We start from the raw sequence: 19,976 nt of genomic DNA, 5'->3' as shown, positions 1-19,976 counted from the left end.
CGGCCGTGCCACCCCCTCCACCAGGGGGGTTACGCCATTCGGGTGACACCCGGAGCGGTCCCCGCCCCAGGCCCCGTCGCCCCCGGCCCTGGCCCCGGCCCGCCCTCCGGTTCCGCCGCGAGGAACTCCAGCACCGCGAGCGCGAACAGCAGCGCCAGCGCGAGACCGACCACCACCCACCCCGTCGGGTGCGACCACAGCAGATACGCCAGCAGGGCCCCGCCCACCAGCACCCAGCCGATCCACACCCGGTGGCGGCGCGCGAACGGCCCGACCGGTCCCGTGCGCAGCCCCGCCCCGTCGGCCACCGACCGCACCGCGCCGATCCCGGACGTCCACAGGCGTCGTACGAGACCGGCCCGGCGGCCGGGGCCCGTGAGCCAGGCGGCGAGGGCGATCACCAGGCCCAGGGCGACGACGTCGCGGACGGTCGTGTGCAGGAAGCGGGTCAGCGCGTCGTACACCGCGCCGGCCGCGGGCGGGGAGACGCCCGTCGGGAGGGCGTCGAGGTAGACGGTGCGGAAGATCCGCAGCGCCAGGCCGAGCAGGGCGGTCGCGGCGGCCACGCCCAGGGCGCCGGTCACCAGGGCGCGGCGTCGGCGGCCCGCCAGCAGGACGCCCGCGGCGACCAGTGCCAGGGCGATCAACGGGAGCCAGGTACCGGCGAGCTGGAGGAGGCGGAAGTACGTCTTGTACGTGTCGAGGTCGTCGCTCTTGAGGAGGGTGATCGACGTGTGGAGTTCGGGGATCTTCCCGGCGACGGTCATGCCGTCGTCGACCAGCCGCTGTTTCACCTGGTCGACGACCGGGCCCACGTCGAGCGTGACCGCGCCGTCGTCGAGCTTCACCGCCCCGCCGCCGCTGCCGGTCAGGGCCTTGTCGACCGTGCGGTGGATACGGCGGTTGGCCTCCTTCCAGAGGGTGGCGAAGGTGCCGGACGCGGCGACGGACTGGGCCTTGTCATGGACGAAGGCGCGGACCGCGTCCTCCAGCGAGCCGCCCAGCGCGCCCAACGCCTTCTCCAGCAGCGGGCGTTGGTCGGGGGCCGCGCCGGAGAGGAGGGCGGTGAGGTCGAGGTGGTCCATGACGGCGGAGGTGACCCGGTCGGCGACGGCGTGCTGGATGTCGCGGTCGGCGGCGAGCGGCGCGACCGTGGCGACATAGCGGTCCGTGTCGCCCACGGTGTCCGCCGTCCACGCGGCCACCGCCGCGAGCGGGGCGAGCACGCACCCCAGGACCACGAGCACCACGGCGAGCAGGGAGCGTGCCCGGTGCCGCGGGCGCCGTTCCGCCTCCAGTACGGCGACCCGCGCCCGCAGCCGTTCCAGTTCCCCGGCGTCGCTGTCCGTCACCCGCGCCTCCTCTGCCCACGCCGACGCCGGCGCCGACATCGCCACAAGCTCCCGCTCGACCTGGCCGTTCCAGTGGCTTCGGCCGGTCAGCCCGGGGCACGCACCTTCGCGAACTCCTTCAGGAACAGCGCCTCCACGTGCGCCATGTGCTCGATCTCCGTCGGGTCGACGCTCTCGTTCGGGGCGTGGATGAGGCAGCGGGGCTCCTCGACGCCCATGAGGATGATCTCGGCGCGGGGGTAGGTCTCGGCGAGGACGTTGCACAGCGGGATGGAGCCGCCCTGGCCGAGGTAGGCGAGGGGTGTGCCGTAGACCTCCTCCATCGCGGTGCCGAGCGCGGCGTACGCCGGGCCGTCGGTGGCGGCGCGGAAGGGGGAGCCGGTGCCCTCCGTCTCGACGGTCACCCTCGCGCCCCAGGGCGCCGCGGCCGTCAGGTGTGCGGTCAGGGCCTCGCGGGCCGTGTCCGGATTCGTGCCGGGCGGGACGCGCAGGCTGACGCGGGCGCGGGCGGTCGCCGGTACGGCCGCCGCCGAGCCGACCACCGGCGGGCAGTCGATGCCGAGGACGGTGACGGCGGGTCGGGCCCAGAGCCGGTCGGCGACGGTTCCGGTGCCGGTCAGGTGGACGCCGTCCAGGACGCCCGCGTCCGTGCGGAACTGCTGCTCGTCGTAGCCGACGCCGTCCCAAGTGCCCTCGCAGTCCAGGCCGTTGATCACGGTGGCGCCGGTCTCCGGGTCGCGGAGCGAGGCGAGGAGCTGGATCAGGGCGGCCAGCGCGTCGGGGGCCGGGCCGCCGAACATGCCCGAATGGATCTCGCCCGCGAGGGTGTCGACGGTGACGACGACGTTGGCCAGGCCGCGCAGGGTGGTGGTCGCGGTGCCGACGCCGACCGCCGCGTTGCCGGTGTCGCAGACCAGCAGGGCGTCCGCGAGGAACTTCTCCGGGTGCTGGGCGACGTACTGCTCAAGGCCGCCCGTGCCCTGTTCCTCTGAGCCCTCGGCGACGAACTTCAGCCCGACCGGGAGGTCTTCGCCGAGCGCGCGCAGGGCGGTGAGGTGCATGACGATGTTGCCCTTGCAGTCGGCGGTGCCGCGTCCGTACCAGCGGCCGTCGCGCTCGGTGAGCGTGAAGGGCGGGGTCGTCCAGGCCTTGTCGTCGAGCGGGGGCTGGACGTCGTAGTGGCAGTAGAGCAGGACGGTGGGGGCGCCGGGCGGGGGCGGGCGGTGGCCGATCACGGCGTGGCTGCCGTCCGGGGTCTCCGCGAGGTGCACATCGCGCAGGCCCGCCTCGGTGAAGGCGTCGGCGACCCACCGGGCGGCCTTGTGGCACTCCTCGGGCGGGTACTGGCGGGGGTCGGCGACGGACGGGATCGCGACGAGTTCGGTCAGGTCGGCCTGGGCGCGGGGCATCAACGCGGCGATACGGGAAGCGAGTTCGGTCATCGTGGTCACTGCCTCACCGTGGTGTCGGTCTTCAGGTCGTCGATCTTGTCCTGGATCTTGTGCAGCTTGTCGGGGCAGTAGATCTCCAGGATCTTGATCTCGGCCCGCAGCGCGGCCGTGTCGCCGATGACCGGGCGCTGGCCGACGAACGCGGCGCCGTTCGAGACGTTGATCTTCCACAGGGCCGACTTCAGGGCGCTGCCGGGGCTCTTGCAGACGATGCCGCCGTCGGTGCCGAGCGCGCGGGCGATCGTCTTGGTCTCGGGCCGGGGATAGCCGGCCGCCACCGCCGCGTCGGCGAGCTGGTTCGCCTTGTCCGTGGCCTTGTTGGTGGTCTTCACGCTGTCGTACTGGATGACACCGACGACGGCGAGCACGACCAGCAGGACGATGGCACCGACGTAGATCCACCGGTGTTCGGAGGCGAACTTCGTGGGGCTCATGCGGCACCACCGGCCGTCGCGTCCTCCGTGGACGCCTCCGTGCGCCAGCCCGGTTTGCGGAACTTCAGGAACGCCCCGGGGATCAGCAGGCCGAGGATGACGAGCCCGCCGCCGATGATCCCGACGTACGACCAGACGCTGCCGCCGCCGAACTGCGAGGGCGGGACGAAACCGATCGCGAGCGCGGCGATCGACGCCAACAGGCCCACGGTGCAGAGGAGATGGAGGGCGGGGACGCGGTAGCCGCGCGGATGGTCGGGCTGGGTCTTCCGCAGCCGCATGGCCGCGACGAACATCAGCAGGTAGACGATGAGGTACACCTGCGTGGTGATGGTCGAGAAGATCCAGTACACGTTGGAGACGTTGGGGAGCAACGCGTAGCCGAGGGCGATGACCGTGGTCACCACGCCCTGGGTGACGAGGATGTTCTGCTGCACCCCGAACCTGTTCAGCTTCTGCAGGAACGGCGGGAGGTAGCCCTCGCCGCGGGAGATCTCCAGCAGGCCCTTGGACGGTCCGGCGAGCCAGGTGAGCATGCCGCCCAGTGAGGCGGAGACCAGCATCACGGCGGCGATCGGGGTCATCCAGCCGATGTGGAAGTACGAGAAGAACGCGTTGAACGCCTGCATCACACCGGCGGTGAGGCTCGTCTGGTCCGACGGCACCACCCAGCTGATCGCCAGGGCGGGGAGGATGAAGATGAGCAGCACCAGGCCCATCGCCAGGAACATCGACTTGGGGTACTCCTTCGCCGGGTCCTTCAGCGACGAGACGTGGACGGCGTTCATCTCCATGCCGGAGTAGGAGAGGAAGTTGTTGACGATGAGGACGAGGCTGGCGAGGCCCGTCCACTCGGGCAGCAGGTGGCTCGACGTCATCGGGGCGGCCGACGGGTTGCCCTGGGCGAGGAAGACCATGCCGAGGACGACAAGGATGGTGCCCGGTACCAGCGTTCCGATGATCAGGCCCCAACTGGACAGTCCGGCAAGGGCCTTGGTGCCGCGCGAGGACACCCACACCCCGGTCCAGTACAGGACCATGATGACGATCGCGGTGTAGAGGCCGTTCGAGGCGAGGGCCGGGTCGATGACGTACGAGATGGTGCTCGCGACGAAGGCGAGCAGGCTCGGGTAGTAGAAGATCGTCATCGCGAACTGGCACCACACGGCGAGGAACCCGAGCGGTTTCGACAGCCCCTCGCTGACCCAGCGGTAGACGCCGCCGCTCCAGCCCGAGGCGAGTTCCGCGGAGACCAGCGCGGTCGGCAGCAGGAACACGATCGCCGGGACGAGGTAGAGGAACACGCAGGCCAGGCCGTACACGGCCATCGTCGGGGCGGCCCGCAGGCTGGCCACCGACGAGGTCGTCATCAGGGCGAGGGTGACCCAGGTCAGCGTGGGCGCGGGCCGGGTTCTCGCGGCCGTGCGTGCCGACGGCACCGGTTTCGGCAGGTCGGCGGGGACGTCCATCGAGGCCACAGGCCCTCCCTGGGGATGACTTCCGGGTGGTGTGGCCAGGCTCGGCGCAGGCCGCTGCGGGCGCAGTCCGGGTGGGCCGTCCGGGTGAGGTGCGGGTGCCCGGGGTGCCGGTGCGGCGGGAAGCGTCCAGGCTGATCGTGACCGCGGTCTCGGTATCCGCGGGACACCCGAGGGAGGCGGTCGTGGAGCAGCGGCGCACAGCGGCCTCGCTCGACGAACTCACCGTGTTCCTGGCCCGGTTGACCGGGTTGCTGCTGCGGTCGAGCGGTGAGGGCGCCGAGTTGATCGAGGACTCGGTGCGGTCGGCGGCCCGGTCGCTGGGCGGCGGGGCGTCCCTGCTGCTGGTGCCGGACGCGGCGGCGCTGACGGTCACCGCCGGGGGCGGGACGCGGACGGTGACGGTGCGCGGGTTCCCCGAGGTGTTCCGTCTCGACCAGGTCACCGCGCTGAAACCGCTGCTCACGGACGTACGGGAGGGCCGCCTCGGTGTCCTGGAGGCCGACCGGCGGCTGGCCGGGATCGAGAACGCGCCCGCCCCCTACCCCTGGCCGGTGAAGCTGCTCGGCATCGTGCTGTTCGCGCTCGGCTTCGCACCGCTGATGCAGCCCACCTGGTACGAGGTCGGGTCGACGGCCGTACTGGCCACCGTCGCGGCCGTGTTGGCCGTCGCGGCCGACCGGCTCCCGCGTCTGGAGAAGGTGTTGCCGCTCGTCGTCTCGACGGTCGTGTCGGTGGTGGCACTTGAGGTGTTCGCCCGCGAACCCTCGCACGGCGGACCGGTGCTGCTGATGCTGCCCGCCCTCTTCTTCTTCGTCCCCGGCGACTATCTGAGCGCCGCCACCGCCGAGTTGGCCGCGGGACTCATCACCACCGGCGCGATCCGGCTCGTCTACGCCGTGTTCCTGCTGGTGCAGCTGTACCTGGGCGTGATGCTGGGCGTGTTCGCCACCGGCACCTCCACGCACGCGCTCTGGGACATCGCGGCCGACTCCGACATGGCGCGCTGGGCCCTGTTCCTCGGCTGGATCGTGTTCACCTTCGGCACGGTCCTGGCGTTCGCGGTCCCGCGCCGCCTGTTCTGGCCGCTGCTCCTGCTGGTCTACGTCACCGTCGGCGTGCAGTCACTGTTCACGAAGCTGGTGGGGGAGGTCGGCGGCACGTTCGTCGCGGCGGCGGTGCTGGCGGGGGCGGCCACCCTGCTGGCCCGCGCCGAGCACCGCCCGCCCCGCCTGGTCCTGCTGCTGCCCGGCTTCTTCACCCTCACCGTCGGCTCCCTGGGCATGCGCGGGCTGACGACGCTGGCGGGCGGCCATGTCATCGAGGGCTTCCGTGACCTGCTGAAGCTGGTCACGATCGTCACGGCCATCGCGGTGGGGATGGTGTTCGGAGCGGCGCTGACGGAGCGCCGGGGCCGGCGGGTGACGTAGGGATGCGCTGGTCGGTGTCCTCCGGGACGCGGTCAGGCCATCCAGAAGAAGACCGCTGTCATGCGCTTCTCCTCCAGCGTGCTGCCGTGGTAGCCGGTCGCGCTGTGCACGAGGTTGGCGTGGTAGAGCAGCAGGCTGTTGTAGCGGTGCGGCACGCGGACGTCCTCCTCGAAGGCGTCCGGGGCGACGAAGCGGGTGCCCAGGGCCTCGACGAGGTTGTTGTGCGGGGCCTGGACGACGTTGCCGCCGAGGCGTCCGCCGGGCAGGTGCTGGCGGTAGAAGCTGGTGCCGCAGTCCTTGGGCACGGACGGGTTGAGGTACAGGACGGCGGCGTACCGGCACAGGGAGCGGGAGTCGGTGTGCGGGCGGGGCTCGCTCTCGCCCTTCCCGACGACCTGGACGCAGTTGTGGTTGAGGGTGCCGCCGCCGGGCGCCTGCTGCACCCAGAGTTCCTTCGCCCCGGTGGCCTGCTTGACCAGGCGCTCGATCTGCCCCAGCTCGGACGGTTCGAGGCCGGGCATCGTCCGCAGCCCCGGCCAGGTCTCCGACGTGTACGGATACCCCTTGACCCAGTCGTCCTTCGCGAGACACCGCTCCCGTACGGCGTCCACGTCCGGGAGCACGTCGTTCAGCACCCAGTAGTCACGGCCCTTGGTGGGCTTGCGGTACGGGAGGACGGGCAGGGGGGCCTGCTGCCGGGCCCGCTGGGGGTGTGGGGGGAGTGGTGGCATGGGGCCGAACGTATCGCCGGGGTTCGCCAATGCTGTGCCATACACGGGTCAACATTCCGTCAACGAAGGGCAGTTGACCACGGGGTCCGACGGGGCCGCGCGGCGAGAGCCAGGTCACAAATCGGCGCTGTCACATTCGTAGGGGGTCGTTCCGTCAGAGCTGTGTAGGCACGATCACGAAACAACAGAGGAGCCCACCATGAGTGCTCGTTTGAACGCCTTCGCCAGCCCCCTCGCCGGGAAGGCCCTGAAGCACTTCGTCGCGGCGGGCAAGGTCGTCGAGGACTCGCCGCTGCCCGCCGCCACCCAGGAACTGGTGAAGATCCGGGCGAGCCAGATCAACGGCTGCGGATTCTGCACCGACATGCACACCAAGGACGCCGCCGCGGCCGGTGAGACCTCGCTGCGCATCAACCTGGTCGCCGTCTGGCGCGAGGCCACCGTCTTCACCGACGCGGAGCGGGCCGCCCTGGAGCTGACCGAGGAGGGCACCCGGATCGCCGACGCGGCGGGCGGCGTGCCGGATGACGTGTGGGCGAACGCGGCGAAGCACTACGACGAGGAGCAGCTCATGGCGCTCGTCATGCTGATCGCCCTCATCAACAGCTTCAACCGCATGAACGTCATGCTGACGATGCCGGCCGGCGGCTACGAGCCCGGCCAGCACATGTGACCCGGCCCGGCGGTCCCGGCGCCGGTTCCGGCTGAGGGGAGGGTGGCGCCCGGGATGCCCCGTTCCGTCACCCTCGAACCCCCGCAGGAACCGGAGGACCCACCCGTCACTTGTGACGCGCCCCACTCCGGCTTTACCAAAACCAAAGACTTCGCGTGCTTCCCCGATCCGTATCCCTGACTGTCCGTACCGCCGACGGGCGGCCCACGACACAGGAGGCACGGTGCGCTTTTCGCGGAACGCGACAGGAACCATGGTGGTGGGCGGTGCCCTCAGCCTGACCCTCGTCGCACTCGCCTATCCGGCAATGCTCGGCGTCAACACGGTCTCCAGCAACACCTCGCGCGTCATCGCCAACACGCAGTGGGGGCCGCTGACCGAGGCCGACCGCGACTTCGTGGTCAAGGTGCGCGCGGCCGGGCTGTGGGAGTACCCCGTCGGCCAGATGGGCCTGAAGAAGGGCTCCAGCCCCGCCGTGATCACCGCGAGCAAGCACCTGATCGACGGACACGCCGCGCTGGACGCCAGCTGCCGCAAGATCGCTCCCATGCTCAACATCACGATCCCCAACCTGCCCAGCCCGCAGCAGCAGGGATTCATCAACACCCTGAACTCGGACAGCGGCAAGCAGTTCGACACCGACTTCGCCAACATCCTGCGCGTGACGCACGGCTCGATCTTCAACACCATCGCGAAGATCCGCTCCACGACGGAGAACACCCTCGTACGGATCCTCGCCAACCAGGCCAACGCGACGGTCCTGGACCACATCACGGTGATGGAGGAGACCGGCCTGGTCAACTTCAGCCAGGTCCTCTTCCAGGAGACGACCCCGCCGAAGCTGCCCGCCACGGACCTGACCCCGCCGCCCCCGGCCGCCGGACAGCCGGAGGTCGTGCTCACCCCGCCGGTGAACAGCACCACCCAGCCGCCGGTCCTGCCGGGTGAGTCCCCCACGGCCAGTGCCGGCAACCCGAGCCAGACACCGACCGTGGGGTGACCGGCCTACGCCCCGAGCCACACCGTCACGTCAGGTGCCAACTGCCGCTCCCCCGCCGCCGGTTCACTGCTCAGCAGCAGCTCCCCCGGCGGCAGGGCGACCGGCGCGTCCGACAGGTTGGTGACACAGCGCCAGCCGTCGGAGCGGGCGAAGTGCAGCACGCCGGGCGGACTGTCGGCCCAGGTCAGCGCCTCCCCGTCGAGCAGCTTGCGGCGCAGTCGCAGCGCGGTGCGGTACAGCTGAAGGGTCGAGCCCTCGGTCCCGTCCTGCGCCTCGACGGCGTACGCCGCGAAACCCGCCGGCTGCGGCAGCCACGCGGGCCCCGCCCCGAAGCCGTACGACGGCCCGGTCGTCGTCCACGGCAGGGGGACCCGGCAGCCGTCGCGGCCCTTGTGGGTGTGGCCCTGTTGTTCCCAGATGGGGTCCTGGAGGGCCTCGACGGGCAGGTCGGCGACCTCGGGAAGGCCGAGTTCCTCGCCCTGGTAGACGTACGACGAACCGGGCAGTGCCAGCATGAGCAGGGTCGCGGCGCGGGCGCGGCGCAGGCCGGCCGCCGTGTCGACCGGCGGCGTGCGGCCGTTGGACAGCAGCCAGGTGTTCGGGTCGGTGCCGGGCGGCAGCATCAGCCGGGAGGCGTGCCGTACGACGTCGTGGTTGGAGAGCACCCAGGTGGCCGAGGCACCCGCCGCGCGGGCCGTGGCGAGCGAGCCCGTGATCACCTCGCGGAGCTGCTCCGCGTCCCAACCGGCTTCCAGGTACTCGAAGTTGAAGGCCTGGCCGAGTTCGTCCGGGCGGGCGTACAGCGCACGGCGGGCGGCCGGTACCCAGGCCTCGGCGACCGCCATGCGGGGCGGGGTGTAGGTGTCGAGGACGGTACGCCGCCAGTCGCGGTAGATCGCGTGGACCTCGTCCCGGTCGTAGTACGGGTGGCTGCCGGGCGGGATCGAGTCGAGGACGTCCTCGGAGTTCGCCGCGAGGGGGCCCACGTCGCGGAGCGGCTCGGTGAGGTCCTTGGCGAGGGCGTGGGCGACGTCCACGCGGAAGCCGTCGACGCCGCGGTCGGACCAGAAGCGCAGGGTGGTGCGGAAGTCCTCCCGGACCTCCTCTTCGTCCCAGTCGAGGTCGGGCTGTTCGGGGGTGAAGAGGTGCAGGTACCACTGTCCGTCCGGGACTCGGCGCCACGCGCTGCCGCCGAACACCGACGGCCAGTCGGTGGGCGGGAGTTCGCCGTGCTCGCCGCGGCCGTCCCGGAAGACGTAGCGACGGCGGGCGGCGGAACCGGGCGGGGCGGCCAGCGCCTCCTGGAACCACCTGTGCTGCCGCGAGGTGTGGTTGGGCACGATGTCGACCATGACTTTCAGGCCGAGCCGGTGGGCTTCGGCGACCATCGCGTCGAAGTCGTCCAGCGTGCCGAGGCGCGGGTCGACGTCGCGGTAGTCGGCCACGTCGTAGCCGCCGTCGGCGAGTTCGGACGGGTAGAACGGGCTCAGCCAGAGCGCGTCGACGCCGAGCGCGGCGAGATGACCGAGGCGCTGGGTGATGCCCTTGAGGTCCCCGAGTCCGTCGCCGTCGGCGTCGGCGAAACTGCGCGGATAGACCTGGTAGACGACGGCTTGGCGCCACCAGTCCGGGTCACGGGAGGACAGGTCGGTCACGTGGTCTCCTTATGAATTCCCGCTGCGCTTGCGGAAGTTGACAGTCAACTTCCGGTAGACCCACGATGTGCACACGCTGTGGCGCATGTGACCGATGAGCCCGGTGTCGCTGAGCTACCTCACTTCCCCCGCTTCCTCCGTCTCTCCGCCTGCGTGCTCCACCGCCCTCCACTCCTAGCACCGCCAGATGGGATCAGTATGTCCATAGCCAGTCGTGTCACCGTGCGCCGTCTGTTGGGGACGGGCGCCGCCTCCCTCGCCCTCGCCGCCGCCTCCGTCGGCGCCGCGTCCGGCGCCTGGGCCCACGGCGACGGCGGTGACGGCTGGGGCTCCGGCCACTACCGGCCCGGTTCCGGCGCCGGCACGGTCACCGAGACGGAGGGCTGCCAGTTCTCGCTGAACGGAACCGACTTCTTCCCCTCGGTGAAGGTCGACGACCAGAACCTGAAGCCCACCGACGACGGCAAGATCCACATCAAGGTCCGCACCGCCGGCGACGCCTCCACCTGCACCGCCTCGCTCGCCTCGTACACCGCGCACGGCCCGACCTTCGCCACCTCCGGGCAGCAGGTCTTCGTCGACTTCGACACGGCGACCGTGAAGAAGGGCCAGACGGACTCGCTGGACATCGCGGTGCCGGACGAGGGCTGCTTCGCGCAGATCGACCTCTACCGCGGCGCGGTGAAGTTCGACGGCAACCCGGCCGCCGGTGACGGTCTCGTCCACGGCGACCTGCCCAAGGGCCCCGACCACCCGGTCATCAAGGACAAGCTGATCGCGGCCTGGAACGGCGGCACGAAGGACTGCACGACCAAGGAGTCGCCGTCCCCCTCGGCCCCCGCGTCGGTCCCCCCGTCGTCCGCGGAGTCCACCCCGCCCGCCTCCGAGTCCTCGACCCCGACGCCGACCCCGAGCGCGTCCGAGTCGACCCCGGAGTCCACCCCGACCCCGTCCGCCTCGGGTTCGAGCACTGCCCCGGCCGCCGCACCCTCCCCCAACGGCGGCGGCGGTGACCTCGCGGAGACCGGCGGCGGCGGCAACACCGGTGTGCTGGTCGGCGGAGCGGCGGTGCTGCTCGCGGGCGGCGCGGCGATCGTGGTCGCGACGCGGCGCCGGCGGGCCTCGCAGTCGTAACGTGATCTGAACACGCGGGACGCCGGGCCGGGAGACGATCCCGGCCCGGCGTCCGTCCGCCGCCCGGCGTCCGCCGGGCAGGCCCTAGCCCTCGACCGTCTCCAGCCACAGCTTCACGTACCGCTCCACGTCCACGTCCAACCCCACGTCCACCAGGGCCTGTTCGCGCAGGCCGTCGTGGATCTCGGACTCGCCGTGACGGGCGCGCCGGTCGACGATCGTCTGGCCGCGGGACGGCCCCGGGGCGAGGGAGACCTCGACCGGGAGGAGACGGGTGGTGAGGCCGCCCGGGTCGGCGACCGCGCAGACCGCGCCCGCGTCGCCGAGGCCGCCGGTGGGAGTGGGGTCGGCGGTGACGGCCGGGTCGCGGTGGGCGAGGAGGTCACCGGCGAGCCTCAGCCGGGGTTCCGCGCTCTCCCGCAGCCGCCGGATGTCGGCGGCCTGGACCTGCACCCGCTCGAAGACGTCCAGGCCGTACATCGTGATCGGGACCCCGGCGGTGAGCAGGATCGCGGCGGCCTCCGGGTCGTGCCACACGTTGAACTCCGCGACCGGCGTGGCGTTCCCGACCGCGACCGCGCCGCCCATGAACACGATCCGCTCGATGTTGCGGGTGACCTCGGGGAACGTGCGCAGGAGCAGCGCGATGTTCGTCAGGGGTGCCGTCGGGACGAGCGTCACCGGGCTCGGCGAGGCCAGGATCTCGCGGCGCAGCAGCGTCACCGCGTCCACGTCGGCGGGCGTGCGCGCGGAGTCCGGCAGCCCCAGGTCGCCCATGCCGTCCCGGCCGTGGACATGGGCGGCCGAGCGCGCCGGTTCGATCAGCGGCCGGGCCGCGCCGCGCGCGACCGGGATGTCACCGGCGCCCGCGTGGTCGAGGACGACCAGCGTGTTCCGTACGACCTGGTCGACGTCCGTGTTGCCGGCGACGCAGGTGACCGCGCGCAGGTCGAGGCCCGGGTGCCGGACGGCGAACAGCAGTGCCAGGGCGTCGTCGACCCCCGTGTCGCAGTCGATGATCACGGGGATGGGCTGACCGGTCACGGCAGGCTCCTCTCGGTGGCGGTTCGGCGGTTCGGCGGATCAAGGCGGCTCAGAACACTTCAGAGGACTTCAGGGCAGCTCCGGGACGCTCTGGGCACCTCAAAGGGTGACCTTACGCATCCGCCCACAGCGCGGTGCCGCGCGCCTCGACCCGGGCGCCGATCTGGCGCAGCAGCTCGGCGGGCGCCAGCGGCCCGATCCGCCGCCCGTCCCGCAGCCGTACGGCGACCAGACCGTCGGCGGCCTCCCGTTCGCCGATCACCGCCTGGTACGGGGCGAGGCGCGCGGCCCGGACCCGGGCGCCGAGGCTGCCGTCGCCGGGAGCGGCCGACTCCGCGCGGAGCCCGCCCTGTCGAGCCCGCCGGAGCAGCTCGTGGGCCGGCCCCGCCTGCGCCTCCGACACCGGCAGGACGACCAGCTGCACGGGGGCGAGCCAGGCCGGGAACGCCCCGCCGTGTTCTTCCACGAGGTGCGCCACGGCCCGTTCCACGCTCCCGATGACGCTGCGGTGCACCATGACCGGCCGGTGTTTCGCTCCGTCGGCGCCGATGTAGTGCAGGTCGAAGCGTTCGGGCTGGTGGAAGTCGATCTGGACGGTGGAGAGGGTGGCCTCGCGGCCGGCCGCGTCGGTGATCTGGACGTCGATCTTCGGACCGTAGAAGGCGGCCTCGCCCTCGGCGCACTCGTACGGGATGCCGGAGTCGTCGAGGACCTCACGCAGCAACGCGGTGGCCCGCCGCCACAGGGCCGGATCGGCGACGTACTTGCCGCCCTCGCCCGGCAGGGACAGGCGGTGGCGGGAGGCGCGGATGCCGAGGTCGGCGTAGGCGCGGGTGATGAGCGCGAGGGCTTCGCGGGCCTCGTCGACGGCCTGGTCCAGGGTGCAGAAGATGTGGGCGTCGTTGAGCTGGATGGCCCGGACGCGGGTGAGGCCGCCGAGCACGCCGGAGAGTTCGGAGCGGTACATGGCTCCCAACTCGGCCATCCGGAGGGGAAGTTCACGGTAGCTGTGGGAGCGGGAGCGGTAGATGAGGGCGTGGTGGGGACAGAGGCTGGGCCGCAGCACGACCTCTTCCGCGCCCAGTTCCATCGGCGGGAACATGTCGTCGCTGTAGTGGGACCAGTGGCCGGAGATCTCGTACAGCTCGCGCTTGCCGAGGACCGGCGAGTACACGTGCCGGTACCCGGCGGCCCGCTCCAACTCCCTTACGTACTCCTCCAGTTCGTGCCGGACGACGGCACCGTCCGGGAGCCAGTACGGCAGGCCCGCGCCCATCAGGGGGTCGGTGTCGAAGAGGTCGAGTTCACGGCCGAGGCGGCGGTGGTCGTACATGGCGGGGTTCCTCGCTTCGCGACGGGCGGGGCGAGGAGTCCGGCGACGACGAAGCCCCGGGGCACTCGCCCCGGGGCTTCGACATGAGTCAGTGGTCAGCGCGCCGGGACAGGGTCCGGCGTCGTCGTCCAGACGGACGGGAACGGCTTGGCGCGCTTCATGCGGGGACCGTAGCAGGGGGGTGACGGGGTCGGCGACGGATTTTCGGGCGCGGCCGGTGGGGCCGGGCGCGCAGTTCCCCGCGCCCCTAGGGGGTTGCCCTTCTGGTCGGCCTCAGTAGGAACCCCCTGTTTTTGGGGGCGCGGGGAACTGCGCGGCAAGCCCCCACCGGGCCGCACCCGAAACCACTACGGCACGGAACCGGCGCTGTGATCGCGGGCGCCCACCGCCTCGGTGAGGGCGGTTCGGGCCAGGGTGCGCAGCCAGATGTGCGCGGGGTCGGTGTCGTAGCGCTGATGCCATGACAGGTAGACCGGGGCGGGCGGCAGGTCGAGGGGCAGCGGGAGCAGGACCATGCCCAGGTCCGCGGCGGCCGAACGGGCCGTCGCCTCGGGCGCGGTGACGACGAGGTCGGAGCCCCGCACGAACTCGTACGCGGCGCTCTCCGTGGGCGCGGTGACCACCACGCGCCGCGTGAGGTCGAGGCGCGCGAGAGCCTCGTCGAGGACGTTACCGAGCCGGCCGCGCCGCGAGACGTTGATGTGATCGGCCGCGGCGTACCGCGCGGCGGTGACGCTCCTGACGCGGGTGAGCGGATGCCCCTGCCGTACGACGACGACCTGCTGTGTCTCGGCCACCCGGTCGGCGTGTATCTCGGGCGCGGTCGGGCGGCCCGCGTCCGAGGCGAGATCGACCTCGCCCCGGCGCAACTCCGGTGTGTCGACGCTCGATTCGGCGATGAAGCGCAGCCGCACACCGGGAGCCTGCGCGCGCACCGCGGCCAGCAGCGCGGGCCCGCCGAGCGAGACCAGCGCGTCGTGCCAGCGGAGCGTGAACGTGCGGTCCAGCGTCGCGAGGTCGAGTTCCCGGCTCGGCGCCAGCACGCCCCGGACCTGCTGGAGCAGATCGTGCACCTGCTCCCGCACGGCGATGGCGTACGGCGTCGGGGTCATCGTGCGGCCGGTGCGCACCAGGATCTGGTCCCCCGTCGTACGCCGGATCCGGCCGAGGCTGCGGCTCATCGCGGGGGAGGTGACGTGCAGGCGGTCGGCGGCGCCGGCCACGCTGCCCTCCTCCAGCAGCGCGTCGAGCGCGGCGAGCAGATTCAGGTCCAGTTGCATGGGAGTCATCCTAGGCGTGCTTTACATGCACTTGATGTTAACGATGGCCTCTCCTACCGTCGAAGTGCGGGCGCGAACGAACGAGGTTCTCGCCCGGTCGACCTCGATCCCCGCAGTTCAGACAGGAGTACCGCCATGCCCGCAGCGCCCCGGAACCCCGCCGTCACCTCCGACGCCGACCTGCTCGCACAGACCGAGACCGCCGTACGCACGGCGGGCGCGGCGCTGCGGGACCGCTTCGGGGACGTGGTCCCCTACGGGTCCTTCGACGAGCTGATGCGGGCGCTCGCCGCCAACGACGACGCGGTCCTCGACGTCCTCCGCCCGCGCCTCACGGATCTGCGCCCGGACGCCCGCTGGGTGGAGGAGGAGTTGGACGGCGGCGCGCTCCCGGACGGCGAGTGGTGGGTGGTGGACCCGGCCGAGGGCAACGTCAACCATCTGCACGGCCTGTCGGACTGGGCGGTGACCGCGACCCTCGTACGCGACAACCAGCCGGTGCTGACCGTGGTCCACCTGCCGCTGACCGGCGAGACGTACACCGCGCTCGTGGGCGCAGGCGCCCACCTCGACGGCCGGCCACTGCACGTGTCCCGGACCCCGGAACTCGGTCTGGGCATCGTGGCCACGAGCCAGGCCAGGCCGGACGAGGACGAGAAGGTCGTGCGGCGGGTCGGGGCCTCGATCACCGAGATGCTCGTCGACGCCTTGGTGGTGCGGACGTCCGTGCCCGCCACCCTGCACCTGGTGAACGTGGCCGCCGGCCGGATCGAGGCCTTCTGGCAGTTCGCCGGAGCCCGCGCGGACCTGCTTCCCGGGGTCCTGCTCGTCACCGAGGCAGGCGGACGGATCTCCGACGTCGAGGGCCGCCCCTGGACTCCGCAGAGCGAGAGCTTCCTCGCCGCCGCGCCTGCCGTGCACGCCGCCGCGGTCGCCACGCTGTCCCGTTGAACCCGTTGAACCCGTTCACCACCCGAATCGCAGAAGGACCCTGATCGAGATGACTGACATCACCATTCTCGGCGGCGGCCGGGTCGGCGGCGGCCTGGCGACCGCCCTCACCCGGGCCGGACACCAGGTGACCGTGGCACCCCGCTCGCCGGAGGCCACCGCGGACGCCGTACGGACCGCGCGCGTCGTCATAAACGCGACCCCCGGCGCGGGCTCGCTGGAACGGCTCGCCGCGCTGCGCACGGAGCTGCGGGGCAAGATCCTCGTGGATGTCTCCAACGCCACCGTCGACGGACCCGACGGACTGCCCGCCGGCCTGCTCTACCCCGGTTCGAGTCTCGCGGAGCGGCTCCAGGAGGCGCTGCCCGAGACACTCGTCGTCAAGACCCTCAACACGATGCTCCACACGGTGATGACCGAGCCCTCCTCGCTCACCCAGCCGCCCACCGCCTTCCTCTCCGGCGCGGACGCGAAGGCCAAGCAGGTCGTCCGCGGGCTTCTCGTGGACCTCGGCTGGCGGCAGGAGTGGATCACCGACCTCGGCGGGATCGAGACGGCCCGGGCCACCGAGAGCGCCATCCTGTTCGTACCGCATGTCATCCGGTCCAGCGGATTCGCGCCCTTCGCGCTCTCGATCGCCCGCTGATCAGGCGTTCTCGCGCTCGGCGCGCCGCTTCACCAACTCCTCCACCGCGCTGGGCAGGGTCGTCTCGAAGTCGATCAGCTTCACCCAGGTCGGCGTCACCACGATGCGGACCATCCCGTCGTAGAGCGAGCGGACCTCCGCCTCCCACTCGACGCGCTGCTCGGGCGTCATCTCGTACGAGCCGTTCATCTGGAGGTACTCCTCCGGGATGCCGTCCACGGCGTCCAGCTCCGCCCGGCCCCGGATCAGCAGGATCTTGGGCGGATGCACCTCGGTGTCGATCGTCAGCGCGACCGTCGGGTTCTCCCGCAGAGCCGGGAGCTTCGGGGCGTTCTCCGTCGTGCACATGACGATCTCCGTGCCGTTCCAGGTGAACGCGATCGGGACGTTCCGGGGCGTGCCGTCCTTGGCCACGTAGGCCAGCCGGAGCACGTCCCGGGCCAGCAGCTCCCGGCTGATCGGCCGGTCCAGGATCTCGGTGATCTCACTCGCTCGCATGATCGTCCTCCAGGGAAGTCGTCGCCATCCACCCCGAGGACGGAGCCGTCACCGCGATCTCGACACGGGCGGCCCGATCCCTTGAGACGAATATCCCGGCGAACCGGGGTAGCCGCCAGACACACGGCGGTTGGACGCCCCCTCCCGAGGAGAGCCATGTTCGCACTCACGGCCCGTCGACTGCGCACCACCGCCCGCCGGGTCTTCGGCTGGCAGCGGCTGCGTCCGGCCCAGCTGAGCGCGATGAAGGCCGTGATGAAGGGGCGTGACGTCCTCGCCGTCATGCCGACCGGCGCGGGCAAGTCCGCCGTGTACCAGGTGCCGGCGGTCCTGCTCGGCGGTCCGGTCGTGGTCGTCTCCCCGCTGATCGCGCTGCAGCGGGACCAGATGCAGAGCCTGCTCGGATCCGGGGCGCTGCGCACCGCCGCCATCAACTCCGCGCAGCGCCGGAGCGACAACGAGACAGCCTGGGCCCGCATCAGCGCCTCCTCCGTCGACGTGGTCTTCCTCGCCCCCGAGCAGCTCGCCAAGCCGGACGTCACGGACCGGCTCGCCGCCGTCCGTCCCCGGCTCCTGGTGGTGGACGAGGCGCACTGCGTGTCGTCCTGGGGGCACGACTTCCGGCCGGACTACCTGCGGCTGCGGCACGCGCGCGAACGGCTCGGCAACCCGCCGGTGCTCGCCCTGACCGCGAACGCGGCGGCCCCGGTACGCCGGGACATCTCCGAACGGCTCGGCATGCGCGACCCGGTGGAGATAGTGGCCGGCTTCGACCGCCCCAACATCAGCCTGGAGGTGACGACCTTCCAGGACGTGGCCGCCAAGGAACGGTTCGTCGTGGAGCGGGCGGCCGTCGAGGAGAAGCCGGGAATCCTGTACGCGGGGACGCGCAAGGCGGCGGACGGCTACGCCCAGCAGCTGAGCGACCTCGGACTGGCCGCCGCGAGCTACCACGCGGGCCTGTCCGCCGCCGAACGCCGGGCGGCCCAGGACCGGTTCAGCTCCGGTGACCTCGACGTGGTCGTGGCCACCTCGGCGTTCGGCATGGGCATCGACAAGGCGGACGTACGGTTCGTGCTGCACGCGTCCGTCCCCGGCTCGCTCGACGCCTACTACCAGGAGATCGGCCGGGCCGGCCGCGACGGGGCACCGGCCAGGGCGATCCTCGCCTACCGCCCGCAGGATCTGGGCCTGCAACGCTTCTTCGCCACCGGCGCCCCCGACGCCGACGCGCTGCGCCGCATCGCCGAGTTCCTCCGCGGCGAGCCGGCCGCCGTGCGCGCGACCCGGCTCCGGGCCGAGTGCGGGCTCGGGGCGACGGCACTGTCCGCCGCGCTGAACCTGCTGGAGGAGACGGGGGCGGTGCGGACCGGACGGGAGGGCAGCCGGTTCGTCGGCACGACCGGCTCCGACGGCTCCGACGGCTCCGACGGCTCCGACGAGGCTTCCGCGGACGACGACATCGACGCCGTGGTGCGAAGCGCCCTCGCCGTGCACGCGACCCACGTCAAGCTCGAACGCTCCCGGGTCGACATGATGCGCGGGTACGCCGAGACGACCGACTGCCGACGCCGGTTCCTCCTCGGCTACTTCGGCGACTCCGGCCCCGTGCCGTGCGGGGGATGCGACACCTGCACGGGTCCGGCGAGCGAGCCGCGGCGCGAACGGTCCGGCAAGGCGACCGCACGGCAACGCCGGTGGCCCCGGCCCGGCACGCGCCCGGACACCGCGGCGGAGACCGGCGCGGGCGACCACGCCTACCTGCCGGGTGTCCGCGTCAGCCACGACCAGTGGGGCGAGGGCGAGGTCATGAGCGAGGGCGACGGCAAGATCACCGTCCTGTTCGAGTCGGTCGGCTACCGCACCCTGTCCCTGGCCGTGGTGACGGACAAACAACTGCTCGTCGCCCTGCCGTAGTCCTTCCGGGTACGGGCCCGTCGCGGCCGGTCGCGCAGATCCCCGCGTCCCTGGGGGCCCGCAGCCGATCCACACCCGAGGTACCCGCACTCACCCGGACGGCCCGGCGCGCTGGTGGACGGCCCGAGGCGATGGTGCCGTTGAGGCAACGCACCCCGCCCCAGGAGGGACCCCCGATGACCCGCACCCCGGCCCGTGTCCTCCTCACCGCGATACTCGCCACGGGCACCCTCACCACCGCCGGCTGTGCGAACGAGGCCATCCTGCACAAGGTGACGACCGCCCCCTCCCCCTCCGCCGTCCGCACCACCCCCGCGGCCCACGCGTCCCCCGCCGCCGCCCCCGTCCTCACCCCCGCCCAGGCCCAGTCCGCCCTCATCACCGACGCGGACCTCGGCGCCCCCTGGACCCCGACACAGGGCACGGCGACCTGGCGGGACACCTTGCTGAAGGCGAAGACGGACATCCCGGACTGCCAACGCCTCCTGGACGCCCTCTACGCCGACGAACTCCTCGGCACCCCGGCCACCACCCAGGCGGTGACCACCCTGGACGACCCGGACGACGACGCCCAACTCCGTTACCAGGTGGCCGCGTTCCCCCAGGCGGACGTGAACCGCACCCTGAACTGGCTCCGCACCCTCCCCCAGAAGTGCGCCACCTTCACGGCGACGACGACCCGTTCCGGCGTCCAGACGATCCAGGTCACCGAAGCCACCCTCCCCGAGGTGGGCGACGCCCGCGAGGCACTCCGCCTCACCCTCACCGGCACCACCCCCGAGGGCGACCGGTCCACACTCACCCTCGACACGGCCGCCGTCCGCATCGGCGACGACACCATCACCCTGACGAACGGCGGCCTGGGCACCGTCCCCACGGACGCGACCCAACTGGCGATCCAGACCGGCACCCAGCGCCTGACGGATGTGCAGAAGCAGGGACGGGTGCAGGTCTAGGCGCAGGTCGGCGACA

General features: G+C 72.0%; 18 protein-coding genes. 8 read left to right on the top strand and 10 right to left on the bottom strand.

What is annotated here, in order from left to right; all coding sequences use genetic code 11:
- Window positions 1-29: 29 nt before the first annotated feature.
- From ACIPTO_RS23930 to ACIPTO_RS23915, 4 genes are read right to left on the bottom strand one after another with little or no spacing between them, the layout of a single operon-like run.
- Complete coding sequence (locus ACIPTO_RS23930; protein WP_401195320.1) at window positions 30-1,391, bottom strand: hypothetical protein; 1,362 nt, start codon at window positions 1,389-1,391, stop codon at window positions 30-32.
- Between the two features lie 47 nt (window positions 1,392-1,438).
- The gene (locus ACIPTO_RS23925) at window positions 1,439-2,794 is read right to left on the bottom strand and encodes a dipeptidase (protein ID WP_401195493.1); all 1,356 of its coding nucleotides are present in this window, start codon (window positions 2,792-2,794) and stop codon (window positions 1,439-1,441) included.
- 5 nt (window positions 2,795-2,799) lie between these two features.
- Window positions 2,800-3,237, bottom strand: coding sequence for a hypothetical protein (locus tag ACIPTO_RS23920; protein ID WP_366318509.1), 438 nt, complete (start codon window positions 3,235-3,237; stop codon window positions 2,800-2,802).
- Window positions 3,234-4,715, bottom strand: coding sequence for an APC family permease (locus ACIPTO_RS23915; protein ID WP_401195317.1), 1,482 nt, complete (start codon window positions 4,713-4,715; stop codon window positions 3,234-3,236). Before ACIPTO_RS23915 ends, ACIPTO_RS23920 begins: the two co-directional genes overlap by 4 nt.
- A 182-nt stretch (window positions 4,716-4,897) precedes the next feature.
- On the opposite strand from ACIPTO_RS23915, the gene ACIPTO_RS23910 reads away from it, so the two are divergent.
- Window positions 4,898-6,142 carry a threonine/serine exporter family protein gene (locus tag ACIPTO_RS23910; protein ID WP_366318513.1) on the top strand — a complete coding sequence of 415 codons (1,245 nt, stop codon included), beginning with the start codon at window positions 4,898-4,900 and terminating at the stop codon, window positions 6,140-6,142.
- Between the two features lie 32 nt (window positions 6,143-6,174).
- Here the strand turns inward: ACIPTO_RS23910 and ACIPTO_RS23905 are convergent, their stop codons facing one another.
- On the bottom strand, window positions 6,175-6,873 hold the full coding sequence (locus tag ACIPTO_RS23905) for a DUF6445 family protein (protein ID WP_401195313.1): 699 nt from the start codon (window positions 6,871-6,873) through the stop codon (window positions 6,175-6,177).
- Window positions 6,874-7,072: 199 nt separating this feature from the next.
- On the opposite strand from ACIPTO_RS23905, the gene ACIPTO_RS23900 reads away from it, so the two are divergent.
- Entirely contained in the window at window positions 7,073-7,546 is a 474-nt protein-coding gene (locus tag ACIPTO_RS23900; protein ID WP_366318517.1) for a carboxymuconolactone decarboxylase family protein, read from the top strand.
- Window positions 7,547-7,805: 259 nt separating this feature from the next.
- Window positions 7,806-8,546 carry a DUF4142 domain-containing protein gene (locus tag ACIPTO_RS23895; protein WP_366319158.1) on the top strand — a complete coding sequence of 247 codons (741 nt, stop codon included), beginning with the start codon at window positions 7,806-7,808 and terminating at the stop codon, window positions 8,544-8,546.
- A 5-nt stretch (window positions 8,547-8,551) separates the two neighbouring features.
- Here ACIPTO_RS23895 and ACIPTO_RS23890 read toward each other — a convergent pair whose 3' ends face one another.
- A complete protein-coding gene (locus tag ACIPTO_RS23890; protein WP_401195310.1) occupies window positions 8,552-10,201 on the bottom strand; it encodes a glycoside hydrolase family 13 protein in 1,650 nt (549 codons plus the stop codon).
- Between the two features lie 198 nt (window positions 10,202-10,399).
- On the opposite strand from ACIPTO_RS23890, the gene ACIPTO_RS23885 reads away from it, so the two are divergent.
- Window positions 10,400-11,335, top strand: a complete 936-nt coding sequence (locus ACIPTO_RS23885) for an LAETG motif-containing sortase-dependent surface protein (protein WP_401195308.1) — start codon at window positions 10,400-10,402, stop codon at window positions 11,333-11,335.
- Between the two features lie 84 nt (window positions 11,336-11,419).
- On the opposite strand, the gene ACIPTO_RS23880 is transcribed toward ACIPTO_RS23885, so the two are convergent.
- From ACIPTO_RS23880 to ACIPTO_RS23870, 3 genes are all read right to left on the bottom strand, one after another.
- A complete protein-coding gene (locus ACIPTO_RS23880; protein WP_366318523.1) occupies window positions 11,420-12,379 on the bottom strand; it encodes a nucleoside hydrolase in 960 nt (319 codons plus the stop codon).
- Window positions 12,380-12,491: 112 nt separating this feature from the next.
- The gene (thrS, locus tag ACIPTO_RS23875) at window positions 12,492-13,712 is read right to left on the bottom strand and encodes a threonine--tRNA ligase (RefSeq protein ID WP_401195305.1); all 1,221 of its coding nucleotides are present in this window, start codon (window positions 13,710-13,712) and stop codon (window positions 12,492-12,494) included.
- Window positions 13,713-14,059: 347 nt separating this feature from the next.
- Window positions 14,060-14,992: a LysR family transcriptional regulator gene (locus ACIPTO_RS23870; RefSeq protein ID WP_366318527.1), complete on the bottom strand. Its 933-nt coding sequence runs from the start codon at window positions 14,990-14,992 to the stop codon at window positions 14,060-14,062.
- A gap of 135 nt (window positions 14,993-15,127) precedes the next feature.
- Between ACIPTO_RS23870 and ACIPTO_RS23865 the strand changes: the two genes are divergently transcribed.
- Both ACIPTO_RS23865 and ACIPTO_RS23860 read left to right on the top strand, forming a co-directional pair.
- Window positions 15,128-15,943, top strand: a complete 816-nt coding sequence (locus ACIPTO_RS23865; protein WP_401195302.1) for a 3'(2'),5'-bisphosphate nucleotidase CysQ — start codon at window positions 15,128-15,130, stop codon at window positions 15,941-15,943.
- Between the two features lie 49 nt (window positions 15,944-15,992).
- Window positions 15,993-16,589, top strand: a complete 597-nt coding sequence (locus ACIPTO_RS23860; protein WP_366318531.1) for an NAD(P)-binding domain-containing protein — start codon at window positions 15,993-15,995, stop codon at window positions 16,587-16,589.
- Here the strand turns inward: ACIPTO_RS23860 and ACIPTO_RS23855 are convergent, their stop codons facing one another.
- Window positions 16,590-17,087, bottom strand: coding sequence for a pyridoxamine 5'-phosphate oxidase family protein (locus tag ACIPTO_RS23855; RefSeq protein ID WP_401195299.1), 498 nt, complete (start codon window positions 17,085-17,087; stop codon window positions 16,590-16,592).
- A gap of 156 nt (window positions 17,088-17,243) precedes the next feature.
- On the opposite strand from ACIPTO_RS23855, the gene ACIPTO_RS23850 reads away from it, so the two are divergent.
- Window positions 17,244-19,004, top strand: coding sequence for a RecQ family ATP-dependent DNA helicase (locus ACIPTO_RS23850; RefSeq protein ID WP_401195297.1), 1,761 nt, complete (start codon window positions 17,244-17,246; stop codon window positions 19,002-19,004).
- A gap of 176 nt (window positions 19,005-19,180) precedes the next feature.
- Window positions 19,181-19,960 (top strand): hypothetical protein, encoded by a 780-nt coding sequence (locus ACIPTO_RS23845; protein ID WP_401195295.1) that lies wholly within the window; start codon window positions 19,181-19,183, stop codon window positions 19,958-19,960.
- The last annotated feature ends 16 nt before the right edge of the window (window positions 19,961-19,976 follow it).

Source organism: Streptomyces sp. NPDC090083 (assembly GCF_044747445.1).
In the GTDB taxonomy this organism is placed as follows: Bacteria; Actinomycetota; Actinomycetes; order Streptomycetales; family Streptomycetaceae; genus Streptomyces.
Note: the sequence above shows the minus strand (reverse complement) of the source record. Positions and strands in the feature narration are given on the sequence as shown.

Bases quoted from the DNA above. Each gene is read 5' to 3' on its own strand.
- ACIPTO_RS23930 (WP_401195320.1), bottom strand. From the start codon at position 1,391: ATGTCGGCGCCGGCGTCGGCGTGGGCAGAGGAGGCGCGGGTGACGGAC.
- ACIPTO_RS23850 (WP_401195297.1), top strand. From the start codon at position 17,244: ATGTTCGCACTCACGGCCCGTCGACTGCGCACCACCGCCCGCCGGGTC.
- ACIPTO_RS23865 (WP_401195302.1), top strand. From the start codon at position 15,128: ATGCCCGCAGCGCCCCGGAACCCCGCCGTCACCTCCGACGCCGACCTG.
- ACIPTO_RS23870 (WP_366318527.1), bottom strand. From the start codon at position 14,992: ATGCAACTGGACCTGAATCTGCTCGCCGCGCTCGACGCGCTGCTGGAG.
- ACIPTO_RS23905 (WP_401195313.1), bottom strand. From the start codon at position 6,873: ATGCCACCACTCCCCCCACACCCCCAGCGGGCCCGGCAGCAGGCCCCC.
- ACIPTO_RS23860 (WP_366318531.1), top strand. From the start codon at position 15,993: ATGACTGACATCACCATTCTCGGCGGCGGCCGGGTCGGCGGCGGCCTG.
- ACIPTO_RS23920 (WP_366318509.1), bottom strand. From the start codon at position 3,237: ATGAGCCCCACGAAGTTCGCCTCCGAACACCGGTGGATCTACGTCGGT.
- ACIPTO_RS23925 (WP_401195493.1), bottom strand. From the start codon at position 2,794: ATGACCGAACTCGCTTCCCGTATCGCCGCGTTGATGCCCCGCGCCCAG.
- ACIPTO_RS23855 (WP_401195299.1), bottom strand. From the start codon at position 17,087: ATGCGAGCGAGTGAGATCACCGAGATCCTGGACCGGCCGATCAGCCGG.
- ACIPTO_RS23845 (WP_401195295.1), top strand. From the start codon at position 19,181: ATGACCCGCACCCCGGCCCGTGTCCTCCTCACCGCGATACTCGCCACG.
- ACIPTO_RS23885 (WP_401195308.1), top strand. From the start codon at position 10,400: ATGTCCATAGCCAGTCGTGTCACCGTGCGCCGTCTGTTGGGGACGGGC.
- thrS (WP_401195305.1), bottom strand. From the start codon at position 13,712: ATGTACGACCACCGCCGCCTCGGCCGTGAACTCGACCTCTTCGACACC.
- ACIPTO_RS23900 (WP_366318517.1), top strand. From the start codon at position 7,073: ATGAGTGCTCGTTTGAACGCCTTCGCCAGCCCCCTCGCCGGGAAGGCC.